Genomic DNA, 24,229 nt, shown 5'->3' with positions numbered 1-24,229 from the left:
CTCATCCCTTCAGGACGGCGACACCTCGCGGGGCGAGCCGGACCTCGCGCACCGGCCGCGACGGGTCGGTCAGCAGGTCCGGCGCGGCGTGCGGCAGGTCGACGGTGACCGGCTCGGTGCCGTGGTTGAGCAGGATCAGGTAAGCGCTTTCCTCACCGTGCCGGACGACCGCCTGGACACCCGGCGGCGCACTCAGCACCGGCGTTACCCCGGCTTCGGCGGTGACGCGGCCCAGCAGCGAAGCCAGGTCGGGCCGGGTCCCCACGTACCAGGCGACGCCGTCGCCGAACGCGTGGCGGGTGATCGCGGGCCGCCCGGCCAGGTCGCCGGAGGCGAAGGACGCGACCACTTCGGCGCCTTCGAGCTCGATCCATTCGGACCAGATCGCACCGGAATCCGTTGTCCCGTCGGCGAAATCGAGCGGGATCGGACCGTCCAAGGGCCAGAACTCGTCGACCCGCAGACCGAGGATGTCCCGCAGCGGTGCCGGGTGGCCGCCGGGGTACGCGCGGTCACAGCCGTCGACGATGCCGGAGAAGTACGACACCACGAGGTGCCCGCCGCCGGCGACGTACGCGCGCAGGTTGTCCGCGGACGCCTGTTCCAGCAGGTACAGGTTCGGGATGACGACGAGCCGGTAGCCCGACAGGTCACGCGACGGATAGACGACGTCGCAGGTGATGTTCGCGTCGAACAACGGCGCGTAGTGCGCGAGGTGTGTCTCGAGCTGGTCCAGCGACGCCGGGTGCGAGTCGAGTTCGAGGCCCCACCAGCTCGGCCAGTCGTGCAGGAGAGCGACGTCGGCCCGCACGCGCGTCCCGGCCAGCTCGGGCACCCGAGCCAGTTCCTTCCCCAGCGAAGACGTCTCGCGGAACGTCCGAGTCTCGCGGCCACCGTGCGGGACCATCGCCGAGTGGAACTTCTCGGCGCCGCCACTGGTCTGGCGCCACTGGAAGAACAGCACGGCGTCGGCGCCCTGGGCGATGGCCTGCCAGCTGCCGAGCCGCATCGCGCCGGGCGGCTTGGGACTGTTGCGGGGCCGCCAGTTCACCGCGCTGGGCGCCTGTTCGAGCAGCATCCACGGCCGGTCCTTCGTGGACCGCACGAGGTCGTAGGCGAACGCGGCTTCGACGTGGGTACGCGGGTCGTACGGGTCGGGGTAGGAGTCGAGGCTGACGACGTCCTCGTGCGGCGTCCACGTGTGCCAGTCGAGGGCTTTCTGCACCAGGCCGACGAAGTTGGTCGTGATCGGTGTGTCGGGGGTGAGCCGCCGCAGCACCGCCTGTTCGGTCAGGAAGCAGCCGAGCGCGGCGTCGGAGGAGAACCGGTGGAAGTCCAGCTGCTGCGCGGGGTTGGGGAACGTCGGCGCGACGCGCGGCGGCAGGATCTCGTCCCACTCGGAGTAGTGCTGGGCCCAGAAGGTCGTCGTCCACGCGGTGTTGAGCGCCTCGATCGAGCCGTAGCGCTCCCGCAGCCAGCGACGGAAGTCCGACGCGGACTCGTCGCAGTAGCAGGCGCGGATGTGGCAGCCGAACTCGTTGCCTACGTGCCACATCGCCAGGGCGGGGTGCCCGGCGTAGCGCGTGGCCAGCTGGTCGACGAGCCGGGCGGCATGCGCGCGGTAGACCGGGCTCGACGGGCAGAACTGCTGCCGCGCACCGGGTGAGAGCCGGACGCCGTCGGCGCGCACCGGCAGGATCTCCGGGTGCGCGTGGGACAGCCACGCCGGCGGCGACGCGGTCATCGTCGCCAGGCACACCCGGACGCCCGCGCCCGCGAGGTCGTCCAGGACGTCGTCGAACCAGCCGAAGGCGTACTCCCCCGGCCGCGGTTCGACGCCGGCCCACGAGTAGATCCCCGCCGTCACCATCGTGACGCCCGCTTCGGCCATCAGCTTCAGGTCTTCCCGGCGGACCTCTCCGGGCCAGTGTTCGGGGTTGTAGTCGGCGCCGTAGTGGAGCACTAGAGCAGACCCGCTTCGGCGAGCTTCTCCTTGATCCGCAGGAGTTCCTCGTCGTCCAGGGGAAGCTGCGGCGGTGCCATGACAGCGTTGTCGATGAACCCGCGCATCTTCATCGCGGCTTTGAAGGCCCCGAGCCCGGCCGAGCCGCGGCCCATCCGGCTCGGCGGCGCGACGGAGGTGATCGAGAACAGCTTCAGCAGGCGCTCCTGTTCGCGGCGGGCCGCGGCCAGGTTGCCGGACTTGAAGTGGTCGTGGATGAGCACGTACCCGACCGGGTCGACGTTGCCCAGGCCCGGGACGGCGCCGTCGGCCCCCATCGCCAGGGCCGCGTCCACGACCAGCTCGGACCCGGTGAACACGGCGAAGGTGTCGAGGCCGCGCTCGCGCTTGCCGAGCAGCACCGAGCGGAACGCGGCTTCGTCGCCACTCGAGTCCTTGAGCCCGGCGATGACGCCGTCGGCGGCCAGGTCGAGGACCATCCCGCCGTCGAGCTTGGTGTGCACCGCGACCGGGATGTCGTAGGCGACGATCGGCAGCGCCGTGCGCTCGCGCAGCAGGCGGAAGTGCCGGTCGACCTCGGCGACGTGCGTGCGCGTGTAGTAGGGCGCGGTGACCACGACGGCGTCCGCCCCGGCGGCTTCGGCCGTCTTGATGTGCTCGGCGACCCGCAATGTCGTCATGTCGATACAGCCGACGAGCACCGGGACGCGGCCCGCGACCTGGTCGACCGTCGTTTCGACGACGACGCGGCGCTGGGCGTCGGGCAGGAAGGCGACCTCGCTGGAGGAGCCGAGGACGAACACGCCGTGCACGCCGGCGTCGAGCTGGACCTCGACGTGGCGCCGCAGCGAGTCGGTGTCCACGCTGAAGTCGTCGTTGAACGGCGTGCACAGCGGCGGGACGATTCCGGCGAACTTCGGCATCAGGTGCTCACTCCGGTCGGGATCTCGGGATGGATGCAGCGGTAGGTGTGCCCGCCCTCGGCCGCGGCGAGCGGCGGCAGCTCGGCCGCGCACTCGTCGGTGGCCTTCGGGCAGCGGGTGCGGAACGCGCAGCCGCTCGGCGGGTTCGTCGCCGACGGCACCGGGCCGGTGAGCACGATCGGCTCGACCGGGTTCAGCAGGCTGGGCGTCGCCGAGAACAGGGCCCGCGTGTACGGGTGGCGGGCCTCGGCCCGCACCGGCGCTTCCTCGACGATCCGGCCCAGGTACATCGTGACGATCCGGTCGCTCATCTTCGACACGGTCTGGATGTCGTGGGAGACGAAGACCATCGCCAGTTCCAGCTGTTCGCGCAGGTCGAGCAGCAGGTTGAGGATCTGGGCGCGGACCGAGACGTCGAGGGCGGACGTCGGTTCGTCGGCGACCAGCAGCGCCGGTCGCAGGGCCAGTGCCCGCGCGATGGCGACGCGCTGCCGCTGGCCGCCGGAGAGCTGGCCGGGCACCGCGTCGGCGGCGCTGGCGGGCAGGCCGACCAGCGACATCAGCTCGCGGACGCGGTCGTCGCGCTCGGCCGGCGTCCCGACGCGATGCACGTCGAGGGGGTCGCGGATGATCTTGGCGACGGCGAGCCGCCGGTTCAGCGCGGTCGACGGGTCCTGGAAGACCATGCCGACCTCGCGTCCGAACCCCTCGTCGAGGGGCTTGCCGCGGAACCGGACCGTGCCCGCGGTCGGCGGCTGCAGGCCGACGATCACCTTGGCCAGGGTGGACTTGCCGCACCCGGACTCGCCGACGACGCCGATCGTCTCCCCCGGCTCGACGACCAGGTGGGCGTCGGTCAGGGCGTAGACGCTGTCGTGGCCGAACAGGCCCCGGCCGCGGATCTTGTGGACGACGTGGACGCCGTCGAGCTCCAGCAGGCTCACGCCGTCGCCTCCTTCTCGCGGGCGATGTCGACCGCCGGGAAGTGGCAGGCGACGAGGTGGTCGACCGGCTCGCCGAAGCGGACCGGGGTCTCGTCGTGGCACTTGGCGCGCGCGGCCGGGCAGCGGTCGGCGAAGCGGCAGCCCGCCGGGAACTCCGCCGGGGCCGGGACGACGCCCTTGATCTGGGTGAGCCGGGCCTCGTTCTCCTCCAGCGACAGCACCGCGCTGAGCAGGCCGCGCGTGTAGTGGTGCCGCGGCGAGCCGACGACCTCAGCGGTGGCGCCCAGCTCGGCCACCTGCCCGCCGTACATGACGACGACGCGGTCGGCGATCTCGGACACCAGCGCGAGGTCGTGCGAAACAAGGATGAGCGCGAAGCCGAGCTCCTCCTGCAGCCGCAGCAGCAGCGCCATGATCTGGGCCTGGACCGTGACGTCCAGGGCCGTCGTCGGCTCGTCGGCGACGATCAGCTTCGGGTCCCGCGAGAGCGCCATCGCGATCAGCACGCGCTGGCGCTGACCGCCGGACAGCTCGTGCGGGTAGGCGCGCAACGTCCGCTCCGGGTCGAGGTTGACCAGTTCGAGGAGCTCGGCCGGGGTGCGGGTGCCGCCGCGGCGGGTGAACTGCTTGAGCTGCGCGCGGATGGTCATCGCCGGGTTGAGGGAGCTCAACGCGTCTTGGTAGATCATCGCGATGTCGTGGCCGAGGTGCCTCCGCCGTTCACCGGGGCGCAAAGCGAGCAGGTCGCGCTGCGCGAACCGGATCTGCCCGGACACGCGCGCGGTCGCCGGCTGGAGGCCGAGGATCGACAACGCCGTGAGCGTCTTGCCGCAGCCGGACTCGCCGATCAGGCCGAGGACTTCGCCCGCGCGGACGCTGAACGACACGCCGTCCACGACGTCGACGCCTTCGTGGCGGCCCGGGAACGCGATCCGGAGCCGGTCGACCTCGAGGACCGTGTCGCGGTGGTCCAGGGACCGGGCGGTGCGGGCCAGCCGCTCCCCCGCTTCCCGCAGGCCGGCGATCGGCAGGACGGGCGCAGTGTCGGCGTCTTCGCGCTTCTCGACGGCCTTCGCGACTTCGGCCGCCTTGACCGCGCGGGCCGAGGGTGCGGCCCAGGCGTCCGAGATCCGCTCGGACAGGATGTTCAGCGCGAGCACCGTGACGAGGATCAGCAGGCCGGGGAACAGCGTCGCCCACCAGCCGCCGGTCAGCACCAGGTCCTTGCCGTCGGCCAGGACCGAACCCCAGGACGGGTCCGGCGGCTGGATGCCGGCGCCGATGAACGACAGCGACGCCTCGAACACGATCGCGTCGGCCACCGTGACCGTGCAGTAGACGAGGACCGGTGCGGCGCAGTTGATCGCGACGTGCCGGGTCAGCACGAAGAACCGCCGGGCACCGATGACGCGTTCGGCCGCGACGTAGTCCTCGCCGTACTGGGCCAGGACGTTCGCCCGGATCACCCGGGCCACCGGCGGCATGTTGAGGAACCCGATGGCCAGGATCAGCACGAGGATGCCGTGGCCGAACACGGCGACGAGCACCGCGGCCAGCGCGATGCCGGGGAACGCCATGATGACGTCCAGCACGCGCATGACCACGGCGTCCACCCGGCGGTGCGAGGTCGCGGCGAACGCCCCGATCACCGCCCCCGACACGAGCGCGAGCGCCACCGCCCCCAGGCCGATGGCGAGCGACCAGCGCGTGCCGGCGACGAGCCGGGAGAAGATGTCCCGGCCCGACGTGTCCGTCCCGAACCAGTGCGCCCCGCTGGGGCCGCCGGTGTCGGTGCTCAGCGCGTCCGGGTTGTGCGTCGCGAGCAGCGTGCCGAGCACGGCGACCAGGAGCAGGACGCCGAGGATCGCGAGCGCGGGCCAGGCCGCGCGCAGGCGCTTCACGCGTGGCTCCGCAGGCGCGGGTTCGCGATCAGGTACAGGACGTCGACGATCAGGTTGACCAGCACGAACCCGATCGCGATCGTGATGACGAAGCCCTGCACCTTGGCGGTGTCGCCGTCGGTGACGGCCTGGATCATGTTCTGCCCCATCCCCGGCAGCGCGAACATCGTCTCGATGACGACGGCGCCGCCCAGCAGGTAGCCGACCCGCAGGCCGAGCACGGTCAGCGGTGTGACCAGCGCGTTGCGCAGCACGTTGCGCCCGACCACGACCACCGGCGGCAGGCCGCCGCCGCGGGCGGTGCGGACGTAGTCCTTGTCCAGCTCCTCGACCATCGACGTCCGGATCACCCGGGTCAGCTGCGCGGCCACCGGCAGCGCCAGCGAGACCGCGGGCAGCGTCAGCGAGTTGAGCCAGCCGCCGAAGGAGTCGGCCGGGCTGACGTACCCGCTGGTCGGGAACAGCCCCTGGCCGACGGCCAGCCACTGGACCAGCAGCAGCGCCACCCAGAACGCCGGCGCGGCGACCCCGGCCAGGGTGACCACGCGGATCACCTTGTCCGGCCAGCGGTCGCGGAACAGCGCCGACGTCACGCCGAGCACCAGCGCCGTCACCAGCGCGATGACCAGGCCGAGCAGGGTCAGCTGGACGGTCAGCGGCAGCGCGGTCGAGATCGTCCGGCCGACCGGCTGCTTCGTGATCACGCTGGTGCCGAAGTCACCCTGGACCAGGTGCCAGACGAAGTGGACGTACTGCAGCGGCAGCGGGTCCAGCAGCCCGTTCTCGAGCCGGAACTGCTGCAGCTGCTCGGCGGTGGCGTTCGCGCCGTCGAACGCGGCCAGCGCCGGGTCGACCGGCGCGAACCGCATCACGATGAACACGAACAGGATCACGCCGAGCAGCAGCGGGATCAGGGCGAGGATGCGGCTGAGCAGCATCCGCACGACGACGGCCACGGGTGTTCTCCTCCTAGACCGGCTTGGCCTGGTTCAGGTAGATGCCCGGGTAGCCCTGGGCGCGCACGCCGGAGATCGCCTTGGGGTCCCAGGCCGTGCCGAGCTGGGTGAACACGACCGGGTAGATGACGGCCTGCTCGGAGATCCGGTCCAGCAGCTGCTTGTTCAGCGTCGTCCGCTTGCCCTCGTCCGTCTCGGCCGCGGCCTGGTCCTGCAGGGCCAGCAGCGACTGGGCGTCGGAGCCGGTGAAGCGGGCGTACTTGCTCGTGAGGATGGACTTGGCGTCGTAGTAGTAGCGGATCATCAGGTCGGGGTCGTTGCCGAACTGCAGCGGGTTGTTCGTCGTGGCGACGACCTGGAAGTCGGCGCCCGCGTCCAGCTTGGAGAACAGCGCCTTGGTGTCCTGGGAGTCCAAAGTGGTCTGGACGCCGATCGCGTCCCAGCCCTCCTTGATCACCTTCACGCAGTCGGCGACCAGCGAGGTGTTCGTCGTCGACAGCGTCACCTTCAGCCCGGTGGCGCCGGCCTGCTGCAGCAGCTGCTTGGCCTTGTCGGGGTTGTAGACGAAGTCCTGCGACGCCGGCTGCGAAGACGGGAGCTTCGGGTTGATGAACGACGTGCCGGGCGAACCGGCGCCCTTCAGCCCGATGTCGATCATCTTCTGCTTGTCGATGGCGTAGTGCAGGGCTTGGCGGACCAGGTTGCTGTCGAACGGCTTGTGCGCGGTGTTGAAGAGCAGGAAGAGGTTGTTGCCGCCGTCGGCGAACTCGACCGTGCGGCCGGCCTTGCGGAGCTGGTCGGCGTTGGCGGCCGGGATGTTCTCGGCGATCTGCGCGTCCGGCGTGGCGCCGGAGATCGCGGCGACGCGCGGCGCGGAGTCCACAATGGACTTCCAGAGCATCTTGTCGTAGGCCGCCGGGCGCGGGCCGTTGTAGTCGGCGAACTTCTCGAAGCTGGTGTGGCTCAGCGGCGCCTGCTCGACGACCTTGTACGGGCCGGAGCCGACGACCTTGCCGCCCTTGGCGTCGTCCCACTTGCCGTCGTAGACGTGCTTCGGGACGATCTTGCAGCACTGGATCCGCTGCAGCGCGTACGGGAACGGGAACTTGAGGACGAACTCGACCGCGCGGTCGCCGGTCTTGCGAACCTCCTGCAGCCAGTGCGAGAAGAAGCTGTGGATCAGCACGTTCTCCTTCTCGTCGAGCGCGCGGGCGTAGGTGAAGACGACATCGTCGGCCGTCACGGGCTGGCCGTCGTGCCACTTCGCGCCGTCTCGCAGCTCGAACTTCAGGCTCGTTCCGCTGACGTCGGCGGGCAGCGCCTTCGCCAGGCCGGGGAACGGCGCGCGGGTGATCGGGTCACCCTCCACGAGGGACTCGTAGCAGTGCAGGATCGCGGCCATCGAGAAGGCGGACGCGGTCTGCAGCGGGTCCCACGTCTGGTTGTTGCCGTAGCCGATGACGGCGGTCAGGGAGCCCGCCGAGCTGCCGGTCTTGTTGGTGGACGCCGGCCCGCCGCACGCGGCGAGCACGGTCGGGAACGCCATGGCCGCCCCGGCGAAGGTGGTGTAGCGCAGCAACTGGCGGCGGCTGAGCGACGGGCTCTGGGACATCGGTGTCTCCGGCTGGCCTCGAACGGTAGGACATGGGACGTCCTATGACCGGCGTGAGCCTAGGATGGGTTCGCGTGCTGGTCAACCCTTCTGGACGTATGACGTAGGATGTCCTCTCACGACGCATCCGGGGAGGACAGCAGTGGCCCGTCCGCAGCGCAGCGAAGAGATCACCAAGCGCATCATCGACCTGATCGTCGAGCGGGAGCTCCCGCCGGGCGCACCCATGCCCACCGAGCTGAGCCTGATGGAGGACATCGGCGTCAGCCGCAACTCCATCCGCGAGGCGATCAAGGCCCTGCAGGCCCTCGGCATCGTCGAGATCCGCCACGGCTACGGCACGTTCGTCGGGTCCGCCGGGTCGGAGTCCCTGCAGACGTGGCTGCTCTTCCGCACCCGCGCCCGCGGCGCCACCGACGTCGGGCGGCTGCGTGACCTCCTGGAGGTGCGGGAGATGCTCGAGACCGAGCTGACCCGGCGCGTCGCGACCGACCACCGGCCCGGCCTGATCGAGGAGCTGCAGGCCTGCGTCGCGCGGATGAAGCGCAAGGGCCCCGACGCGGCGGAGGCCGACCGCGAGTTCCACGACCTCATCTGCGCCGAGGCCGGCTTCGACCTCGCGCGCGAGCTCACCGGGCTGTTCTGGGACGTCTACCGGATCGCCGAAAGCGAGTTCGGCGGACCGGCCGCGTCGCCGACCGCCACCGCGAAACGCCACCAGGTCATCGTCGACGCGCTCCTGCTGCGGGACGCCGACGCCGCGGCCGAAGCCGTGCACCGGCACTTCGACGAGGTCCGCAAGCGCGCGAAAGCCGGTCCGTACGGCGGTTTCGGCGTCGCCCGGCCGGTGCCCGCGGCCCATTCCTGACTCTGGGTCGTTGACCCGATCGAGGTAACTTCGCGAAGATCGAGAACCGGGCTCAACGGGTCCGGCGTCTGGCTCGTCGGTAGTGGTGATCAACCACCACACGGAGGTGCCAGTGCGAAGAACTTTGTCCGTCCTGGGGGTCGTGCTCGCCGGGCTCGGGGGAATCGCTTCCCCGCAGGCCGGCGCCGCGGTGCCCACGACGTCCGCCACCTTGGTCACCGGCGAACGCGTCAGCGTCCGGACCACCGCCGACGGCCGGTCCCTGTTCGAAGTCCAGCCGGCCGCGGAGAAGGGCATGGCCCGGACCCTGGTGCACCTGCGGCTCGGCGACCGTGACTACGAGGTCCCCGGCACCGCGCTCCCCTACCTGGGGCGGGGCCTGGACCTCGGTCTGTTCGACGTCGGTGCGCTGCTGGCCGGCGCGCCGCTGCCCGCCGACCCGGCGACGTTCGGGCCGGCGCTGGCGAAGCAGTTCAAAGAGGACAACGCGCGCGGGCACTTCGGCGGGCAGGGGCTCTTCGCCGGCGGCGCTCGTTTCGCGTTGCCCGGGGCGCGCCCGGCCGTCCAGCCGCGTTCGGTGATGCGCACGGTGTCGGTCGATGCCGATGACATCGTGGGTCAGCCGGCCGACACCGGCGTCGCGTTCCTCTACAACACCGACGACGGGAACCTCCTCGACCCGGACGAGAGCCTCAACTACTTCTCGGGTGGCACGGCGAAGTTCAGCGTGCCCGACGGGAACTACAGCGCACTCGGCCTGTTCTGGACGGCCGACGCCGACGGCAACCCGACGGAGGTGCGGTTCAGCGCGCAGCCCGAGTTCGCGGTCAAGGCGGACAAGACCGTCCGCGTCGACGCTTCCCGCGCTTCGAGCAAGCTGACGTGGGTGACGCCGCGGCCGGCACTGCTCGACGACACCGGGTTCCTGTTCCGCCGGGCGGCGAAGACCGGGCCGGCGCTGCTCGTCGACTTCGACGCCGGGCCCGGCGTGCCGATCTCGGTGTCGCCGACGGCCGTCCCGGTCCGGACCGGCGCGCTGCAGACGTACCCGTACAGCAGGCTCGTGTCCCCACCGGGGCCGGGCACGCCGTACGAATACGTGCTCCAGAAGGCGAGCGTCGGCACGATTCCGCAGCAGCGGTACGTGATCACGGCGAAGGACGTCGCCGCGGTGGACGCGACCTACTTCAGCGAATACGCGACGCTCGGGCGGCGGCAGCGCAGCGGGATGTTCTCCTTCGAGGACAGCAGCGGCCGGGCGTCGCACCTGATCGAGACGCCCCGGAAGCAGACCGAGTACGTCTCGGCCGGGCCGGACCTGCGCTGGTTCGGCGGGTTCTCGAAGTACGTCGTGCCCGGTCCGTTCCCGGCGTGGGCCGGCGGTCAGTACGAGCCGTTCCACTCCTACCAGGGCGGCTCTTCCGTCACCGAGGACTGGAACAAGTTCCCGCTGCACCCGGCGGGCGGCGTCGCGCTGCTGCCGCTGTCCGACGGCAGCGCACCGGAGATCCCGGCCGCGACCCGCGCCGGTGACCTGCTGCGGGTGAACATCACGCCGTTCAGCGACAACCAGCCCGGCCACACCGGCTTCGGCTTCTACGGCGAACCGACGGACACGATCACCGGGCACTACACGCTGACCCAGGACGGCGCGACGATCGCCGAGGGCAGCCCGGTGGGGGCGACCGCACTGGCGCTGGAGCAGGAGGTCGCGCCCGGGCCGTCGACCCTGGGGCTGACGATCGACGCGGGCCGCACCGGCCCGATGTACCACCAGAGCACGGCGACCCACACCGAGTGGACGTGGCCGTCGCAGCACGCCGACGGCACGCTCCCCCCGGCGCTGCACTGCGCGCGTGGCGCGGACCGCGCGTGTGCGGTCGAACCGATGCTGACGCTGGGGTACGCCGTCGGCGGGCTGCGGCCGGACGGCTCGACGCCGTCGGGTCGTCAGGGCCTCGACCTCACGGTGGGGCACCTGCAGCAGAGCGCGGGTTCGCCGGTGACCGCCGCGACGGTGCAGTACTCGACCGACGGCAAGACCTGGCACGACGCGACGGTCACGCCTCGCGGCGACGGCGTCTTCCACGCGGACTTCGCCGCGACCACGGACGCGTTCCGCGGCGGAGACGTCTCCCTGCGCGTCACGGCGTCCGACGCGGCCGGGGCGACCGTCGCCGAGTCGATCGCCGCCGCCTACCACATCTACACGTCCTGAGGGAGGGTCCACTGTGAACAGACGAATGATCGGCGTGCTGAGCGCCGTGGCGGTCGTCGCCGGGGTGTTCGCCCCCGCGGCGTCCGCCGCCCCGGTGAAGCGCGCCGCGTGTCCCGACCGGCCCGGTGAGCTGCGCTGCCTCACCACGTACACGCCGGTGCACGCGTTGGTCGACGGCCCGGCCGGCTGGGGTGCCGACGACCTGGCGTCGGCGTACGGGCTTCCGTCCGACCCGGGTCCGGACACCGTCGTCGGCATCTCGATCGCCTACGACGCACCGAACCTGGAGGCCGACCTCGCGGCCTACCGGGCGCAGTACGGCCTGCCCCCGTGCACGACGGCGAACGGCTGCTTTCGCAAGGTGAACCAGCAGGGCCTCGCCGCACCGCTCCCCGCGGCGAGCTTCGGCTGGGCGATGGAGTCCACTTTGGACGTCTCGATGGTGTCGGCGGCGTGCCCGTCGTGCCGGCTCGTGGTCGTCGAAGGCGACTCACCCGGCTTCGCCGACCTGGCGGCGACGGAGGACACCGCGGTCCGGCTGGGGGCGAAGGTGGTGTCGAACAGCTACGGCGCCCGGGAAAGCGGCGCGCCGCTGGCGTTCGCGAGCCACTACCAGCACCCGGGGGTGACGGTGGTGGCGTCCTCGGGCGACGCGGGGTTCACGGCGGCGAGCTACCCCGCGGTCCTCGCGACCACGATCGCGGTCGGCGGGACGGCGCTGGCCCGTGACCCGTCCTCGGCGCGGGGCTGGACGGAGTCCGCGTGGCAGTACGGCGGCAGCGGCTGCTCGGCGTACATCGCGAAGCCGTCGTGGCAGCGGGACACGCACTGCGGCAAGCGCACGGTCGCGGACATCGCGTCGGCGGCGGAGGACATCGCGATCCACTACACGGACGCGGGCGGCTGGCTCCCGGCGAACGGCACCAGCGCGTCGGCGCCGTACATCGCGGGGCTGATCGGCCGTGCCGGCCACGCGGGGGTGACCCAGCCGGCAGACCTGTACGCGTCCGCTTTCGTCGACATCACGGCGGGCAACAACGACCCCGCGGGCGGCGGGAAGAAGTGCGGCGACGACTACCTGTGCGTGGCGGGGCCGGGCTATGACGCCCCGACCGGACTGGGGGTGCCCCACGGCCTGACCGGCTTCTGAAATCCGTGAAGGCCGCCTACCGGCTCTTAGGGTCGGTAGGCGGCCGTCACGGCCGTTCGGTGCCCGGCCGGCACAACCCCCGCTCGTAGGCCAGCAACCCCGCCTCGGTCCGGTGCGCGCACCCGAGCTTCCGCACCACCTGAGCCACCAGGCCCCGCACCTCCGGCTCCCCGACCCCGAGCCGCGTCGCGATCTCCGCGTTCGTCAACGCGGACCCGACGCCGACCAGCACCTCGCGCTCCCGCACCGACAGCCGGTCCACCCCGGCCAGCCGCTCGTCCCGCGGTCCGGACAGCCGCGTCGCGGCCGACACGAGCCGGCGCGACGCGTCCGGGGAGAGCACCACGTGCCCGTCGGCGGCCAGCCGGACCACCTTGATCAGCTCGTTGCGCCGGGCCGAGCGCAGCACGTACCCCGATGCCCCGTCGCGCAGCGCCCGCAGGATGCCCGTGTCGGAGTCGAACGTCACCAGGGCCAGCACCGCGGGGCGGCGGAACACCGGCCCGAGCGGCCCCAGCCGCAGGTCCAGCAGCACCACGTCCGGCAGCCGGCTGCGCAGCGTCGTCCGGGCCGCCGCGGCGTCCGGGGCCGAGCCGATCACCTCGATGCCGTCGACGTCGGCCAGCAGGGAGCCCAGGCGGGCCCGCACCGCCGGGTCGCGTTCGGCCACCAGGACCCGGACCGGCGGCGGTGGCAGCACGGTCAGTCCTTGGGTCGCAGGCGGATCAGCGGCAGGTCGGTCCGCGACGCGCCCACCAGGTCACGCCCGCCCGGGCCGCGCAGCCGCAGCTCGCGGAACCGCACCGAAGACAGCTGCGCCGCTTCGATCGGGTACACGTCGCCGTAGCGCTTGATCTTGTCGACCAGTTCCTTGCCCAGCAGCTCCACCAGGCCAGTATGCCGGTTCGAGCCGCCGCCGAGGGGGACGTCCAGCTGCCGGCGCACCTCGGGGAACCGCTGGTCCAGCTCGACGGCCAGCTGGTGGATCGTGACGTAGGCCGGGCCGAACTCCGACGCGTCCGGCCCCGGCGGGATCTCCGTCAGCACCTTGATGAGCTTGTCGTCCATCCCGAGTTTGTCCCACAGGGTCACGTTTTCCTCCTGTCGTGGCCGCCGCAGGTCTACCAGAGGACCGGCACGCGGTCCACTCCCCCGGTGACCCGGTTGGTCCGGACCGCCAGCTCCTCGACCGGCACCGCCAGCCGCAGTCCCGGGAACCGGCGGAACAGCGAGCCGAACACGACACGCAGCTCCGTGCGGGCGAGACTCGCGCCGATGCAGAACCAGCCGCCGTAAGCAAACGACACGTGCGAGTTCGGCTTGCGCTCGGGGTCGAACTCCGCGGCGGCGGGGAAGACCGACGCGTCCCGGTTCGCCGCCGCCATCGAGAGGACGACCGCGTCGCCCCGGGCGATCGCCACCCCGCCGAGCTCGACGTCGTCGTGCGCGTACCGCAGCGCGCCGAGCCCGCCCGGCGCGGACAGCCGCAGGACCTCCTCGACGACGCCGTGCACCCGGCCCTCGGGGTCGGCGGCCAGCGCATCGCGCCGCGTGAGGTCGGCGAGCAGGTAGAGGACGCCGAGGTCGATCCGGTTGGACGTCGTCTCGTGGCCGGCGAACAGCAGGCCGGCGGCCAGCCGGGCGAGGTCGCCGTCGGTGAACGTGGGGTCTTCGGCCTGCGTGCGCACCATGTCGGAGACGACGTCCTGACCGGGCGAGCGCCGCTTGGCCGCCGCCAGCCGGCCCATGTACCCCGCGAACTCGTCGAGCGCGGCGTCGGCGCCGGACCCGATGTCCATCCGGCCCATCCGCTCGGACAGCACCCGGAACGTGTCGCGGTCTTCGTAGGGGACGCCGAGCAGCTCGCAGATCACCAGCACCGGCAGCGGGAACGACAGGTGCTCGTGCAGGTCGACCGGCTCGCCGGGGTGCCGGGCGCGCTCCATGGCGTCGAAGCAGCCGTCGGCCAGCTCCTGGACGTGACCGGCGAGCCGCCGGATCCGGTTGGCGGAGAAGGCGGGCACGAGCATCTTCCGCATCCGCGCGTGCTCGACGTGCTCGGTTTCGTGGTCGCCCTGCGGCCGGCTGAGGATCGCCGCGTCCGACAGCGACGACGCGGTCTCCGGCGCCGGGTGCGACCGGCCGAAGCGCGAGTCGGTGAACACCGCGCGGACCTCTTCGAACCCCGTGACCAGCCACGCCGGGTCGCCGGTCGGCGTGGTCACCGGCACGACCGGCCCCTGCCGGCGCAGCACGTCGTAGAGCGGGGCGATCTCCAGGACGTTCGGCCGCTCGAACGGCAGGCGTGGGGTGTCCGTGGTCGCGGTCATCGGGTTCTCCTCCCGGCTGCGCGGCCGGTCGGCGCGGACGCGGGCGGCCCGGTCACCGGCCGCTCCCGCCGGTCCTCCCCGCGTCCCACGGTACTCAGAAACCCGCGCGAGAGCGGCGATCGCGCGATTCCCCGCCCTTTCGGGCCAACGACCCACGACCGCGGGCGCGGGGCACCGGCACGACCCATCGGCCGACCTGGTGCCTGTCTTGCCCGCTTCACCCGGTAGAGGTGGATACCGAGGGCCGAAGCCCGCCCGCTCACCCGGAACTGTCGGTGCCCTCCGCTACCGTGGAAACCGGGGGCCGGAGGGCCGCCTACAGCAACTTCCACGCCTGGGTCAGCGTGTCGCGCAGGATCTGCTCCATCTCGTCGAACTCCCGCTGGTCGCAGATCAGCGGCGGCGACAGCTGCACGACCGGCTCAGCCCGGTCGTCGGCGCGGCAGTACAATCCGGCGTCGAACAACGCGTCCGACAGGAACCCGCGCAGCACCCGCTCGGACTCCGCCGCGCTGAACGTCTCCTTGGTCGCCTTGTCCTTCACCAGCTCGATGCCGTAGAAGAACCCGGCGCCGCGGACGTCCCCGACGATCGGCAGGTCGGTCAGCTTGTCCAAAGTGGACCGGAACGCGCCTTCCCGCGAGAGCACGTGGTCGTACAGGCCCTCACGGTCCATCAAGTCGAGGTTCGCCAGCGCCACGGCGCACGAAACCGGGTGCCCGCCGTAGGTCGAGCCGTGCATGAACGTCGTCGCGCCGCGGGTGAACGGTTGCATCAGCCGCTCCGAAGCCAGCACCGCGCCCAGCGGCGCGTACCCGGACGTCAGGCCCTTCGCCGTCGTCATGATGTCCGGCTGGTAGCCGTAGCGCTTGGCGGCGAAGTCGTACCCGACGCGGCCGAACGCGCAGATCACCTCGTCGGAGACCAGCAGCACGTCGTGCTTGTCGCAGATCTCCCGCACCCGCGCGAAGTACCCCGGCGGCGGCACGAAGCAGCCGCCGGTGTTCTGCACCGGCTCGAGGAACACCGCGGCGACGGTGTCGGCGCCTTCGAACTCGATGGCCTGCTCGATCTGGTCGGCGGCCCACCGGCCGTAGGCCTCGTAGTCGTCGGCGTGCTCGGGCGCGCGGTAGAAGTTCGTGTTCGGCACCCGCAGCGTGCTCGGCACCAGCGGCTCGAAATCGGCTTTCGCACCGGGAATGCCGGTGATCGACAGCGCGCCCTGCGACGTCCCGTGGTAGGCCAGCGACCGGCTGACCACCTTGTGCTTGGTCGGCTTGCCGACGAGCTTGAAGTACTGCTTGGCGAGCTTCCACGCCGTCTCGACCGACTCGCCGCCGCTCACGGTGAAGAACACGCGGTTCAGGTCGCCGGGCGCCGCGTCGGCCAGCCGGGTGGCCAGCTCGATCGCCGTCGGGTGCGCGTGGCCCCACAACGGGAAGTACGCGAGCTGCTTCGTCTGCCGCGCGGCGGCTTCGGCGAGCTCCTCGCGGCCGTGGCCGACCTGGACCGCGAACAGGCCGGCGAGCCCGTCCAGGTAGCGCTTCCCGCGGGCGTCCCAGATGTAGGCGCCTTCGCCGCGCACGATCACCGGGACGTCGGTCTCGTCGTAGGCGGAGTGGCGCGTGAAGTGCATCCAGAGGTGGTCGCGGGCGGCCTGCGCGAGGTCCGAGGCGGCGGTAGTGGTCATGGCTCGGTTATCGCACGCGGTGACGACCGAGCGCAAGCGATTCAGTCGCCCAGACGAACATCATCAACTAATCCATCGGAAGAATTTCCGCTGAACCTTCGGATTTAGTCGTCACGGTCAGCGAGAGCCCCACTGGTAGGTCTGCTTCCGCAGCTTGAGGTAGACCATCGCCTCCGCGTGCCGGACGCCGGGCAGCGCGCGGATCCGCGTCGAGATCAGCCGGAGCAGCGCCTCGTCGTCCGCGCAGACGGCCTCGCAGAGCAGGTCGTAGCGCCCGGCGCAGAGGATCACGTACGCGATTTCGTCCATTTCGGCCAGTGCGTCGCCGACCGGTTCGAGGGGTCCCTCGACGGTGATCGCGATCATCGCCTGCCGGAACAGCCCGACCTGCAAGGGATCCGACACCGCGACGATCTGGATGACGCCGGAGTCGGACAGCCGCTGCACCCGCTGCCGGACGGCGGCCTCCGACAGGCCGACCGCCTTGCCGATCGTCGCGTACGCGCGCCGGCCGTCCTCCTGCAGCTGCGCGATGATCTGCCGCGAGATGTCGTCGAGCACCGGCGGCGCGGGCCGGCTCGGGGTGTCCTGGCTGCTCACGCCCCGGATCATCCCCGACACGGGTGACACAGGGCAAACGCAGCAGCCCGGTCACGATGAGTGACTAAATCCGAAGGCACTGTCCGCACAGGACAACGATTTCAGTCGTCTTTGTGGCGTTGACAACACCGAATCGGTGCTGTTCCATCCGTCGCACCTTGCCCCGGCCGGAGGGAACGCCCATGCCCCGCACTCCCGCCCCGCCCGACGCCGACACGGCCACCGCGTCCACCGCGTCCACCGGAGCCCGCACGCTGACGCGGTCCATCGGTGTCGGCGGCGGCACCCTGCTGACGCTCAGCTGCGTGACGCCGGCGTCGTCGTTGTTCGTCCTCGTGCCCCCGCTCTTCGCCGACCTCGGCACCGGCACCGCGCTCGCGATCGCCCTCGCGGTGCTGCTCTGCGTCGGGATCGCCTTCTGCTACTCCGAACTCGGCACGCTGGTCCCGAGCGCGGGCGGCGAGTACGCGATGGTGACGACCGTGGCGAACCGGTTCGCCGGCTGGCTGACGTTCATGCTGTCGTTCATCGTGATCCTCGTCGTGCCACCGATCATCGCGATCGGCGTCGCCGACTACGTCGCCGCGATCGCGGACATCAACCCGTCGGTCGCCGGCGCGCTCGTGATGCTCGCGTCCACCGTGATGGGCCTGCTGAACCTGCGCTCCAACGCCTGGATCACCGGGATCTTCCTGGTCATCGAGATCGTCGCGATCTTCGTCGTGTCGCTGCTCGGGTTCACCCACACCACGCAGAGCCCGGCGGTGCTGGTCAAGCCGACGCTCGGCACGAGCGGGATCGGCCTGATCGCCGTCGTGGCCGGGCTCGCCGTCGCGCTGTTCGTCGTGCAGGGCTTCAGCACCGCCGTCTACCTCGCCGAGGAGATGCGCGAGCCGCGCAAGACCGTCGCCAGGACGGTGTTCTGGACGCTCGGGATCAGCGCGGTGGTCATCCTCGTCCCGGTCGTCGCGGTCACCCTCGCGGTGCCGGACGCGGCCGCGCTCGCCGGCGTGGACCTCACCGCGCTCGTCACCGGCTGGAGCAACTCGGCGGTCGGCGCCGCGATCAGCCTGTGCATCGCGGCGGCGATCGTGAACGCGGTGATCGTCATGGTCATCCAGAATTCGCGCGTGCTCTACGCGTCCGCGCGCGACCAGGCGTGGCCGTCGCCGGTGAACCGCGCGATGAGCGTCGTGAGCGAGCGGTTCGGCGCGCCGTGGGTCGCGACGCTCGTGGTCGGGCTGTCCGAGGCCGTCCTCTGCTTCGTGCCGGTGGACACGCTCAGCGGCGTCACCGGGGTCGCCGTCGTCGCGCTCTACCTGAGCGTCGCGACCGCCGCGCTGGGCGCCCGCCGGGCGGCGCACGGCAAGTCGCACGTGTGGCGCATGCCCGCGTGGCCGGTGGTGCCGGTGCTCGCCGTCGCGGCGCTCGCCTACGTCCTGGTCGAACAGAGTGCGCTCGACCTCGGCATCACCGCCGGGGTGCTGGTGGTCTCGGCGCTGTACTGGTGGGGCTACCTGCGCCGGCGGCCCGAGCGTTGGGTCGTGACGGTGCCGGGCGAGAAGTAGCTCAGTCCTTGCCGCGGCCCTTCAGCTGGCGGAGGCCGACGATGATCACCGCGAGCAGCCCGACGACCCCGACCACGACCCAGATCCAGTCGGGGATGCCGGTGGTGTCCACCGCGGTCGGGGCACTGGGCGCCTGGGCCTGCCACGCGGTGCCGGTGACGGGCTCCGGTCCGGCGTGGGCCGAGGCCGGCCCGGCGAGCAGGACCAGCCCGGTGAGGGCGGCGAGGACGGCTCCGAACGCACGACGCGGGATCATCCGGACATCCTGCCCTATCCGGCCGTGCAGTCTTCGTGTCCACCCGTGCACCCGGGTGGGGTTCCCTTCTCATCCCGGCGCGCAGTGGCCAGGATGGACGCCTGGGTGGCGAGGGAAGGAACTCCATTGGCGACTGTGCGCGACGAGGCCGACGCGCGGCGGCAGCTGCGGGCCGAGCACCAGCCCCAGAAGGACGAACCGAGGGAGCGCGCCTCGGGTGTCGCGGAACCGCGGGGTACCGGCGCGGCCGCGCTGGTCGCCGGCGGCACCGACGTCCTCGAGCTGGACTACGCCGAGATCGACGCGGCCAAGAACGCCCTCGACGCGCGTCACCAGGAGCTGTCCGGCTACCTCGAAAGCGCCCGCGAGCTGGGCACGCCCCTGGCCGACGGCAAGGGCCCGGTCTCCCACTGGATGCGCCGCTCGTTCGGGCTGCGCGGCGGCGCCGAAGCCGGCGGCGTGCAGGCGGCGCTGGAGTCGTACCTCGGCGAGCTCGCGTCGCTGCGGCAGGCGCTCGACACCGTCGCGTCGTCGCACCGGGCCAACGACGAGGAGGCCGCGGCGGCGCTGCGGACGGGTGAGCGCGATGCCTGAGTTCCACTCCACGCACCACGAGCCGACCGCGCGTGAGAAGGCGAAAGCGCGGCGAGTGCGTCGCGAGAAGGCCGTGAACGACCGCGAAGACGCGTTCGGCAAGATCAACTGGGACAGCTACGACCACCGCGAGCTGTGGGACATGGTGCAGTCGGCCGACCCGCCGAGGCTCGGCGAGCAGGCGCACCGGTGGGCCGAGCTGGCCCGCAGCGTCGACACGGCCACCGGCGACGTCCACACGCTGGTCCAGAAGCTGCTGCTGTCGTGGCGCGGTCCGTCGGCGGCCCAGGCGGCGGACTCCGTGCAGCGCCTGACCGGCTGGGCGAGCACGGCGGGCGAGAACGCCAGGCACATCGGCGACGGCCTGGACACGTACACCTCGGCGATCGGCGAAGCGCGGCGGAAGATGCCGGAACCGGTGCACTACTGGGCCGAGCGGTGGTTCCAGGAGGGGTACGCGGTCAAGCGGCTCGACGGCCCCCAGGGCGCGTACATGCTGGACGAGCTGCTCGACGACAAGCTGCCGACGAAGAAGCAGGCGGACGACGCGAAGGCCGAAGCGGTCCGCGTGATGGAGCAGTACGAGGGCGCGAGCCACGACGTCCGCCACCGCCTGCCCCCGGCGTTCGACACGGCGCCGCAGGTGAGCGCGGCGGGTTCGGACGTTGTGGTTCCGCGTGTGCCTGTGGTCCATGATCCGCTGCCTGATCACGACCCCGGGGTTCCGGACGATTCGACGTCGACCGCGTCGGCTTTGCCGCCCACGTTGACCGGGGCCGGGGCGCTTCCCGGCGTTCTGGACGGAGTGATCGGCGCGGCCGGGCCCGGGGCTGCTTCCGGGGCAACAGGTTTCACGGGCATCGTCGGCCCTGGTGGCGCTGGCGGCTCCGTTGGCTCCGGTGGCTCCGTTGGCGACGGTGGGCGGGCCGGCGTCGGACGCTTCGGAACGGCGACCTCGGGTTTCGGCCCGGGAGCGGCCGGCGGTCGCGGCGCGGGAACCGGGTACGGCATGTACCCACCGGGCCAGGGCACCCGCCGCGAGGAGGACACGGAGCACCGCGACAAGTACGCGGACGGTTACGACCTGCTGGACGATCTGCCCCCGGCCTACCCCCCGGTGTTCGGCGAATGACGGGCTTCCATGCGGACCCGGCGGCTCTCGACGCCTTGGCGGTCCGCCTCGAGGACACGTCGGAGGAGTACGGCGAGGCGGCGGCCCAGGTCGAGGCAGCGGCTTCGGACGAGCTGGGGCCGCCATCGGTGTCGGCCGCACTCACCGCGCTGACCGGCGAGTGGTCCGGCAGGATACGAGCGGTGGAAGCGGACTTCGCAACGGCGGCAGGCAGCGTCCGTGCGGCGGCGAAGGCTTACCGGACATCGGACGCAGCCGCGGCCGAAGAGCTGGGCCGCGCCGATGGCTGAGTTCCGCGGCCTCGGCTTCGACCCGGTCCCCGGCCGACCCGATGCCGTTGCCGAAACCGCGCGCCGCTACGCCGCCGCAGCAACGAAACTCGGCGAAGTCCCTGCCATCGGAGCGATCCCCGAGTGGGCCGGCCGATCCGCGCAGGCCCTCGCCGACCGTGCCGAGCGTGCCTCGGCCGGCCTCGCCCCCGTCTCCGAAGCTCTCCGCTCGGCCGCCGCGATCCTCGACGACTGGGCCGGCACCCTCGTCGCCCACCACCGCCGCGCCGAGGAACTCGACCGCCGGGCCATCAACGCACGACGAGCCGTCACCAGCGCCCAAGACGACGTCGACCAAGCCGAAACCGAAGCGCAGTTCTCCCCCGCCACCCAGCCGAACCTCACCGCCGCCCGGGCCCGGCTCGCCACGAAACAAACCGACCTCGACCGCGTCCTCGCCGAAGCCCGTGAGCTGGAACGCGCCCACATCAACGAAGCAACCCGCGTCGCCGATCGGCTTCGAGCCCTCGGCGACGGCACCCCCCAACCGAGCGCCCCGGATTTCCGTGGCGTGGCAACACATATGCAGACGTTCTCGACCATCGGACGCGAGCTGGGCGTCAACGTCGCGAAAACACCCGCGACACCCGTGACGCCGCCACCGGGCGCGGTCGGCGCCTTCGCCGCGGCACTGGGTGGCCGGTGAAACTGCCCGCCGTTCCGGGGATCACCCCGGTGAACCTGGACTCGGTCGCGCGCACCACCGCCGAGCTGCACGCGCTCATGGCGCGCCTGCGTGGCCCCGATGCCGCCCGCGATCTCGGCCTGGAGGCCGCCGCCGTCCAGTGCGCCGAGATCGCTCACGAGCAGCGGGCCGGGTTGCTCGCGCTCGTCGAGCACCGCGACGCCGATCCCGCGTTGCTCATCGCCGGGGTCGTCGCGGTCGACGCCACCCTCGACGAAGCCGCGGACCTCGGCCACTTCGTCGCCGACACGACCCCGGGCATCCGCGAGGTCAGCACCGCGCGGACCGGCCGCGGCTACCCGGTGGTGATCGTCGAGCGGATCGGGCTGTCCGGCGCTCAGCTGCAGGCCGTCGTCCTCGATCCGGACCGGCCGCGCGCGGCCGTGTTCACGCTCCACTCCCCCGGTGGCCGGGGCTGGCTGGAGGTCGCCGGGCTGGCCGGGACGCTCGTCGCCGGCGTCGACCTCACGCCCGCAGCGCCCGCTCCCGGAACTCGCGTGGGGTCCGGCCCGTCGCGCGGCGGAACGTCCGCGAGAAGTGCGGGGCGCTCGTGAACCCGCAGTCGCGCGCGATCTCCGCGATCCCCCGCGCCGCCTTCGCCGGGTCCGCCAGCAACGCCTTCGCGCGCTCGACGCGCAGGCCCTTCAACCGTTCCGAGACGCCTTGGCCGTCGTCGAAGAGCTGGTACAGCCGCCTTCGCGAGATGTACAGCGCTTCGGCGATCCTGTCCGCGCTGAGCGACTGTTCGCCAAGGTGCGCGCGCATGTACTCGAGCGCTTCACGCCTTCGCGTCGCCAAAGCGTCGACGCGGTCTAGTTCGACGCGTAGCGCGCTACGCAGCACCAGTTCGGCCAGCCCCAGCAGGTGGTGGGCCAGCCCGTGCGGGTCCAGCCGCGGGCCGGCCGCCAGGACGTGCGCCACCGCGCCGGCGAACAGCGACCGCAGCGGCGCGTCGACCTCGACCGGCCGGAACATCAGCGGCCGCAGCTCGGCGAACGAGATCGACAGCTTCGCCGTCGCGACGGTCAGCATCACGACGCCGGACGGCAGGAGGTGCAGCGTCGCGTCGGCGTACGTCAGCTTCGCGCCGGACTCGGCCACCGCGCGCGGGACCGGGCAGCGCAGCAGCAGCTGGATGCCGTCCGGGTCGCGACGGCCGCCGAGGATCGCGGCGACCGCGGCCGCCGCGCCGGAAGCGCGGACGACGAGGTACCCGCTCGCGGGAACGTCCATCGACTGCGGCTCGGCCATCGGCACCATCGTGCCTGACGGCGGCCGCGCACCACGGGAAGGGTGACCATGGCGCGGCGCACCGCGACGGCGGCCGGAGTGATCCTGTCGCATCTCGAGTTCGATCTCCTCTGGGCGGACCTCGGGCCGGGCGGGCCGCCGCCGTACCCGTTCGACGTGCCCTCGCACGGCGCGACCCACGCCGAGCGCGACGACCTGGGCGTGCGTGTCTTCGCCGGGCTGGCGGAAGCGGGTCTCACCGACGGCGACGACGTCGACCCCGGGCTGGCGGACCTGTTCGTGCTGCTGGGTGCGCCGTCGCTGAGCGTCGACGCGCTGGTGCTGGGCGAAGCGCCGTGGCGGCTGCTCGCGGCGGTGCGGGACACGGCCGGGGTGCTCGCGGTGCTGGACGAGCGCGACCTGGTGCTGGAGCCGCTGCGCCCGGCCGACCTGGTCCCCGCGGTCGCCCGGATGCTCGGCGACGCGGAGGCGGGCCCGGGCGACCAGCTCCGCCTCCCCCGCGCGACGTACTCGGCGGCGATGGACGCGTACGCGCGCGGCGGCTACGACGCGTTCGAGCGAGCTTTGGCGGCGGCCGGGATCACCGGCCGCGCGGTCCGTCCCCTGGCGACGCTGGTCACGGCGCAGCGGCACGCGGCGGGCCAGCTGGCGGCGACCGGCCCGGCGGGCCGCACCCCGATCCTGGCCTGGTTCGACACGGCGGCGGGGCGGTACGCGGTGACGCCGGAGGACGTGGCCGGCGAGCCATGGGTGACGATCACACCGGCGGACGGCGCCTGGCTGGCCGACCGCCTGGCCCGCATGGTCGACGACGCCCGCTGACCGCACACGTTCACGGGAAAGCGCCGCCCTCGCGCGGCCCCGGCCAACGGCGCCCAGCCGGCCGGCACGCCTGGTCGACAACGCCCGCTAAGCGCTCGCTTCCACCTGAAAGCGCCGCCCCCGCCCGGCCCCGACCGACGGCGCCCGGCCGGCCGGCACGCCTGGTCGACAACGCCCGCTGAGCACGCGCTTCCACATAAAAGCGCCGCCCCCGGCCGGCCGTGCCCCGGACCGAGGGCCGCTCGCCCCTGTCCCGCCTCCACGCGACCCCGACAGACCGGCGTCGACCAGGAGGACGCCCGCCGACCCGAGTCCTCCGCGGCCGGTCGTGGGGGGGGAAAAAGGGTTTTTACCCGCTTTTTTCCCACCCCCCCCCCCGCTCCCCTTCCCCCCCTCCTCCTGGAGGAAACCCCCCGGTCCCGGGTCTGTCCATTGCA

Annotated in this window: 23 protein-coding genes; 10 read left to right on the top strand and 13 right to left on the bottom strand. The window is 72.1% G+C overall.

Going from position 1 to position 24,229, the window contains the following annotated elements:
* Window position 1 precedes the first annotated feature (1 nt).
* Genes ACZ7PG_RS36255 through ACZ7PG_RS36230 form a run of 6 tightly spaced genes read right to left on the bottom strand, consistent with a single transcriptional unit; the run spans window position 2 to window position 8,299 of the window.
* Window positions 2-1,963, bottom strand: coding sequence for a beta-galactosidase (locus ACZ7PG_RS36255; RefSeq protein WP_470243693.1), 1,962 nt, complete (start codon window positions 1,961-1,963; stop codon window positions 2-4).
* Window positions 1,963-2,886 (bottom strand): dihydrodipicolinate synthase family protein, encoded by a 924-nt coding sequence (locus ACZ7PG_RS36250; RefSeq protein WP_470243692.1) that lies wholly within the window; start codon window positions 2,884-2,886, stop codon window positions 1,963-1,965. The genes ACZ7PG_RS36255 and ACZ7PG_RS36250 overlap by 1 nt, the downstream gene beginning before the upstream one ends.
* Complete coding sequence (locus tag ACZ7PG_RS36245) at window positions 2,886-3,830, bottom strand: oligopeptide/dipeptide ABC transporter ATP-binding protein (protein ID WP_470243691.1); 945 nt, start codon at window positions 3,828-3,830, stop codon at window positions 2,886-2,888. The genes ACZ7PG_RS36250 and ACZ7PG_RS36245 overlap by 1 nt, the downstream gene beginning before the upstream one ends.
* Window positions 3,827-5,731: a dipeptide/oligopeptide/nickel ABC transporter permease/ATP-binding protein gene (locus tag ACZ7PG_RS36240; RefSeq protein ID WP_470243690.1), complete on the bottom strand. Its 1,905-nt coding sequence runs from the start codon at window positions 5,729-5,731 to the stop codon at window positions 3,827-3,829. Before ACZ7PG_RS36240 ends, ACZ7PG_RS36245 begins: the two co-directional genes overlap by 4 nt.
* On the bottom strand, window positions 5,728-6,687 hold the full coding sequence (locus ACZ7PG_RS36235) for an ABC transporter permease (protein WP_470243689.1): 960 nt from the start codon (window positions 6,685-6,687) through the stop codon (window positions 5,728-5,730). Before ACZ7PG_RS36235 ends, ACZ7PG_RS36240 begins: the two co-directional genes overlap by 4 nt.
* 13 nt (window positions 6,688-6,700) lie before the next feature.
* Window positions 6,701-8,299 carry an ABC transporter substrate-binding protein gene (locus tag ACZ7PG_RS36230; protein WP_470243688.1) on the bottom strand — a complete coding sequence of 533 codons (1,599 nt, stop codon included), beginning with the start codon at window positions 8,297-8,299 and terminating at the stop codon, window positions 6,701-6,703.
* Between the two features lie 142 nt (window positions 8,300-8,441).
* Between ACZ7PG_RS36230 and ACZ7PG_RS36225 the strand changes: the two genes are divergently transcribed.
* The 3 genes from ACZ7PG_RS36225 to ACZ7PG_RS36215 all read left to right on the top strand — a co-directional run bounded on the left by ACZ7PG_RS36225 (window position 8,442) and on the right by ACZ7PG_RS36215 (window position 12,535).
* Entirely contained in the window at window positions 8,442-9,167 is a 726-nt protein-coding gene (locus ACZ7PG_RS36225) for a FadR/GntR family transcriptional regulator (RefSeq protein ID WP_470243687.1), read from the top strand.
* Between the two features lie 112 nt (window positions 9,168-9,279).
* Window positions 9,280-11,385, top strand: a complete 2,106-nt coding sequence (locus tag ACZ7PG_RS36220; RefSeq protein ID WP_470243686.1) for a hypothetical protein — start codon at window positions 9,280-9,282, stop codon at window positions 11,383-11,385.
* Between the two features lie 13 nt (window positions 11,386-11,398).
* Window positions 11,399-12,535: a S53 family peptidase gene (locus tag ACZ7PG_RS36215; protein WP_470243685.1), complete on the top strand. Its 1,137-nt coding sequence runs from the start codon at window positions 11,399-11,401 to the stop codon at window positions 12,533-12,535.
* 46 nt (window positions 12,536-12,581) lie between these two features.
* On the opposite strand, the gene ACZ7PG_RS36210 is transcribed toward ACZ7PG_RS36215, so the two are convergent.
* From ACZ7PG_RS36210 to ACZ7PG_RS36190, 5 genes are all read right to left on the bottom strand, one after another.
* Window positions 12,582-13,235 (bottom strand): response regulator transcription factor, encoded by a 654-nt coding sequence (locus ACZ7PG_RS36210; RefSeq protein ID WP_470243684.1) that lies wholly within the window; start codon window positions 13,233-13,235, stop codon window positions 12,582-12,584.
* A 2-nt stretch (window positions 13,236-13,237) separates the two neighbouring features.
* Window positions 13,238-13,627, bottom strand: coding sequence for a hypothetical protein (locus ACZ7PG_RS36205; protein WP_470243683.1), 390 nt, complete (start codon window positions 13,625-13,627; stop codon window positions 13,238-13,240).
* A gap of 29 nt (window positions 13,628-13,656) precedes the next feature.
* Window positions 13,657-14,865 (bottom strand): cytochrome P450, encoded by a 1,209-nt coding sequence (locus ACZ7PG_RS36200; RefSeq protein WP_470243682.1) that lies wholly within the window; start codon window positions 14,863-14,865, stop codon window positions 13,657-13,659.
* Between the two features lie 316 nt (window positions 14,866-15,181).
* Window positions 15,182-16,555, bottom strand: a complete 1,374-nt coding sequence (locus tag ACZ7PG_RS36195) for an aspartate aminotransferase family protein (protein WP_470243681.1) — start codon at window positions 16,553-16,555, stop codon at window positions 15,182-15,184.
* Between the two features lie 117 nt (window positions 16,556-16,672).
* On the bottom strand, window positions 16,673-17,167 hold the full coding sequence (locus ACZ7PG_RS36190; protein ID WP_470243680.1) for an Lrp/AsnC family transcriptional regulator: 495 nt from the start codon (window positions 17,165-17,167) through the stop codon (window positions 16,673-16,675).
* Between the two features lie 170 nt (window positions 17,168-17,337).
* Between ACZ7PG_RS36190 and ACZ7PG_RS36185 the strand changes: the two genes are divergently transcribed.
* On the top strand, window positions 17,338-18,723 hold the full coding sequence (locus ACZ7PG_RS36185) for an APC family permease (protein WP_470243679.1): 1,386 nt from the start codon (window positions 17,338-17,340) through the stop codon (window positions 18,721-18,723).
* A 1-nt stretch (window position 18,724) separates the two neighbouring features.
* On the opposite strand, the gene ACZ7PG_RS36180 is transcribed toward ACZ7PG_RS36185, so the two are convergent.
* The gene (locus ACZ7PG_RS36180) at window positions 18,725-18,979 is read right to left on the bottom strand and encodes a hypothetical protein (RefSeq protein WP_470243678.1); all 255 of its coding nucleotides are present in this window, start codon (window positions 18,977-18,979) and stop codon (window positions 18,725-18,727) included.
* A 126-nt stretch (window positions 18,980-19,105) separates the two neighbouring features.
* Here ACZ7PG_RS36180 and ACZ7PG_RS36175 point away from each other — a divergent pair, with 126 nt between their 5' ends.
* Genes ACZ7PG_RS36175 through ACZ7PG_RS36155 form a run of 5 tightly spaced genes read left to right on the top strand, consistent with a single transcriptional unit; the run spans window position 19,106 to window position 22,273 of the window.
* Window positions 19,106-19,573 (top strand): hypothetical protein, encoded by a 468-nt coding sequence (locus ACZ7PG_RS36175; protein WP_470243677.1) that lies wholly within the window; start codon window positions 19,106-19,108, stop codon window positions 19,571-19,573.
* Window positions 19,566-20,705 carry a PPE domain-containing protein gene (locus ACZ7PG_RS36170; protein WP_470243676.1) on the top strand — a complete coding sequence of 380 codons (1,140 nt, stop codon included), beginning with the start codon at window positions 19,566-19,568 and terminating at the stop codon, window positions 20,703-20,705. Before ACZ7PG_RS36175 ends, ACZ7PG_RS36170 begins: the two co-directional genes overlap by 8 nt.
* On the top strand, window positions 20,702-20,995 hold the full coding sequence (locus ACZ7PG_RS36165; RefSeq protein ID WP_470243675.1) for a hypothetical protein: 294 nt from the start codon (window positions 20,702-20,704) through the stop codon (window positions 20,993-20,995). Before ACZ7PG_RS36170 ends, ACZ7PG_RS36165 begins: the two co-directional genes overlap by 4 nt.
* Window positions 20,925-21,680, top strand: coding sequence for a hypothetical protein (locus ACZ7PG_RS36160; RefSeq protein ID WP_470243674.1), 756 nt, complete (start codon window positions 20,925-20,927; stop codon window positions 21,678-21,680). Before ACZ7PG_RS36165 ends, ACZ7PG_RS36160 begins: the two co-directional genes overlap by 71 nt.
* On the top strand, window positions 21,677-22,273 hold the full coding sequence (locus ACZ7PG_RS36155; protein ID WP_470243673.1) for a hypothetical protein: 597 nt from the start codon (window positions 21,677-21,679) through the stop codon (window positions 22,271-22,273). The genes ACZ7PG_RS36160 and ACZ7PG_RS36155 overlap by 4 nt, the downstream gene beginning before the upstream one ends.
* Here ACZ7PG_RS36155 and ACZ7PG_RS36150 read toward each other — a convergent pair.
* A complete protein-coding gene (locus ACZ7PG_RS36150) occupies window positions 22,185-22,970 on the bottom strand; it encodes a helix-turn-helix transcriptional regulator (RefSeq protein ID WP_470243672.1) in 786 nt (261 codons plus the stop codon). The two genes, ACZ7PG_RS36155 and ACZ7PG_RS36150, sit on opposite strands and share 89 nt — an antisense overlap.
* A 48-nt stretch (window positions 22,971-23,018) precedes the next feature.
* Here ACZ7PG_RS36150 and ACZ7PG_RS36145 point away from each other — a divergent pair, with 48 nt between their 5' ends.
* A complete protein-coding gene (locus ACZ7PG_RS36145; RefSeq protein WP_470243671.1) occupies window positions 23,019-23,792 on the top strand; it encodes an ESX secretion-associated protein EspG in 774 nt (257 codons plus the stop codon).
* Window positions 23,793-24,229: the final 437 nt, after the last annotated feature.

It is taken from the genome of Amycolatopsis sp. NPDC114504, from assembly GCF_055633595.1.
Note: the sequence above shows the minus strand (reverse complement) of the source record. Positions and strands in the feature narration are given on the sequence as shown.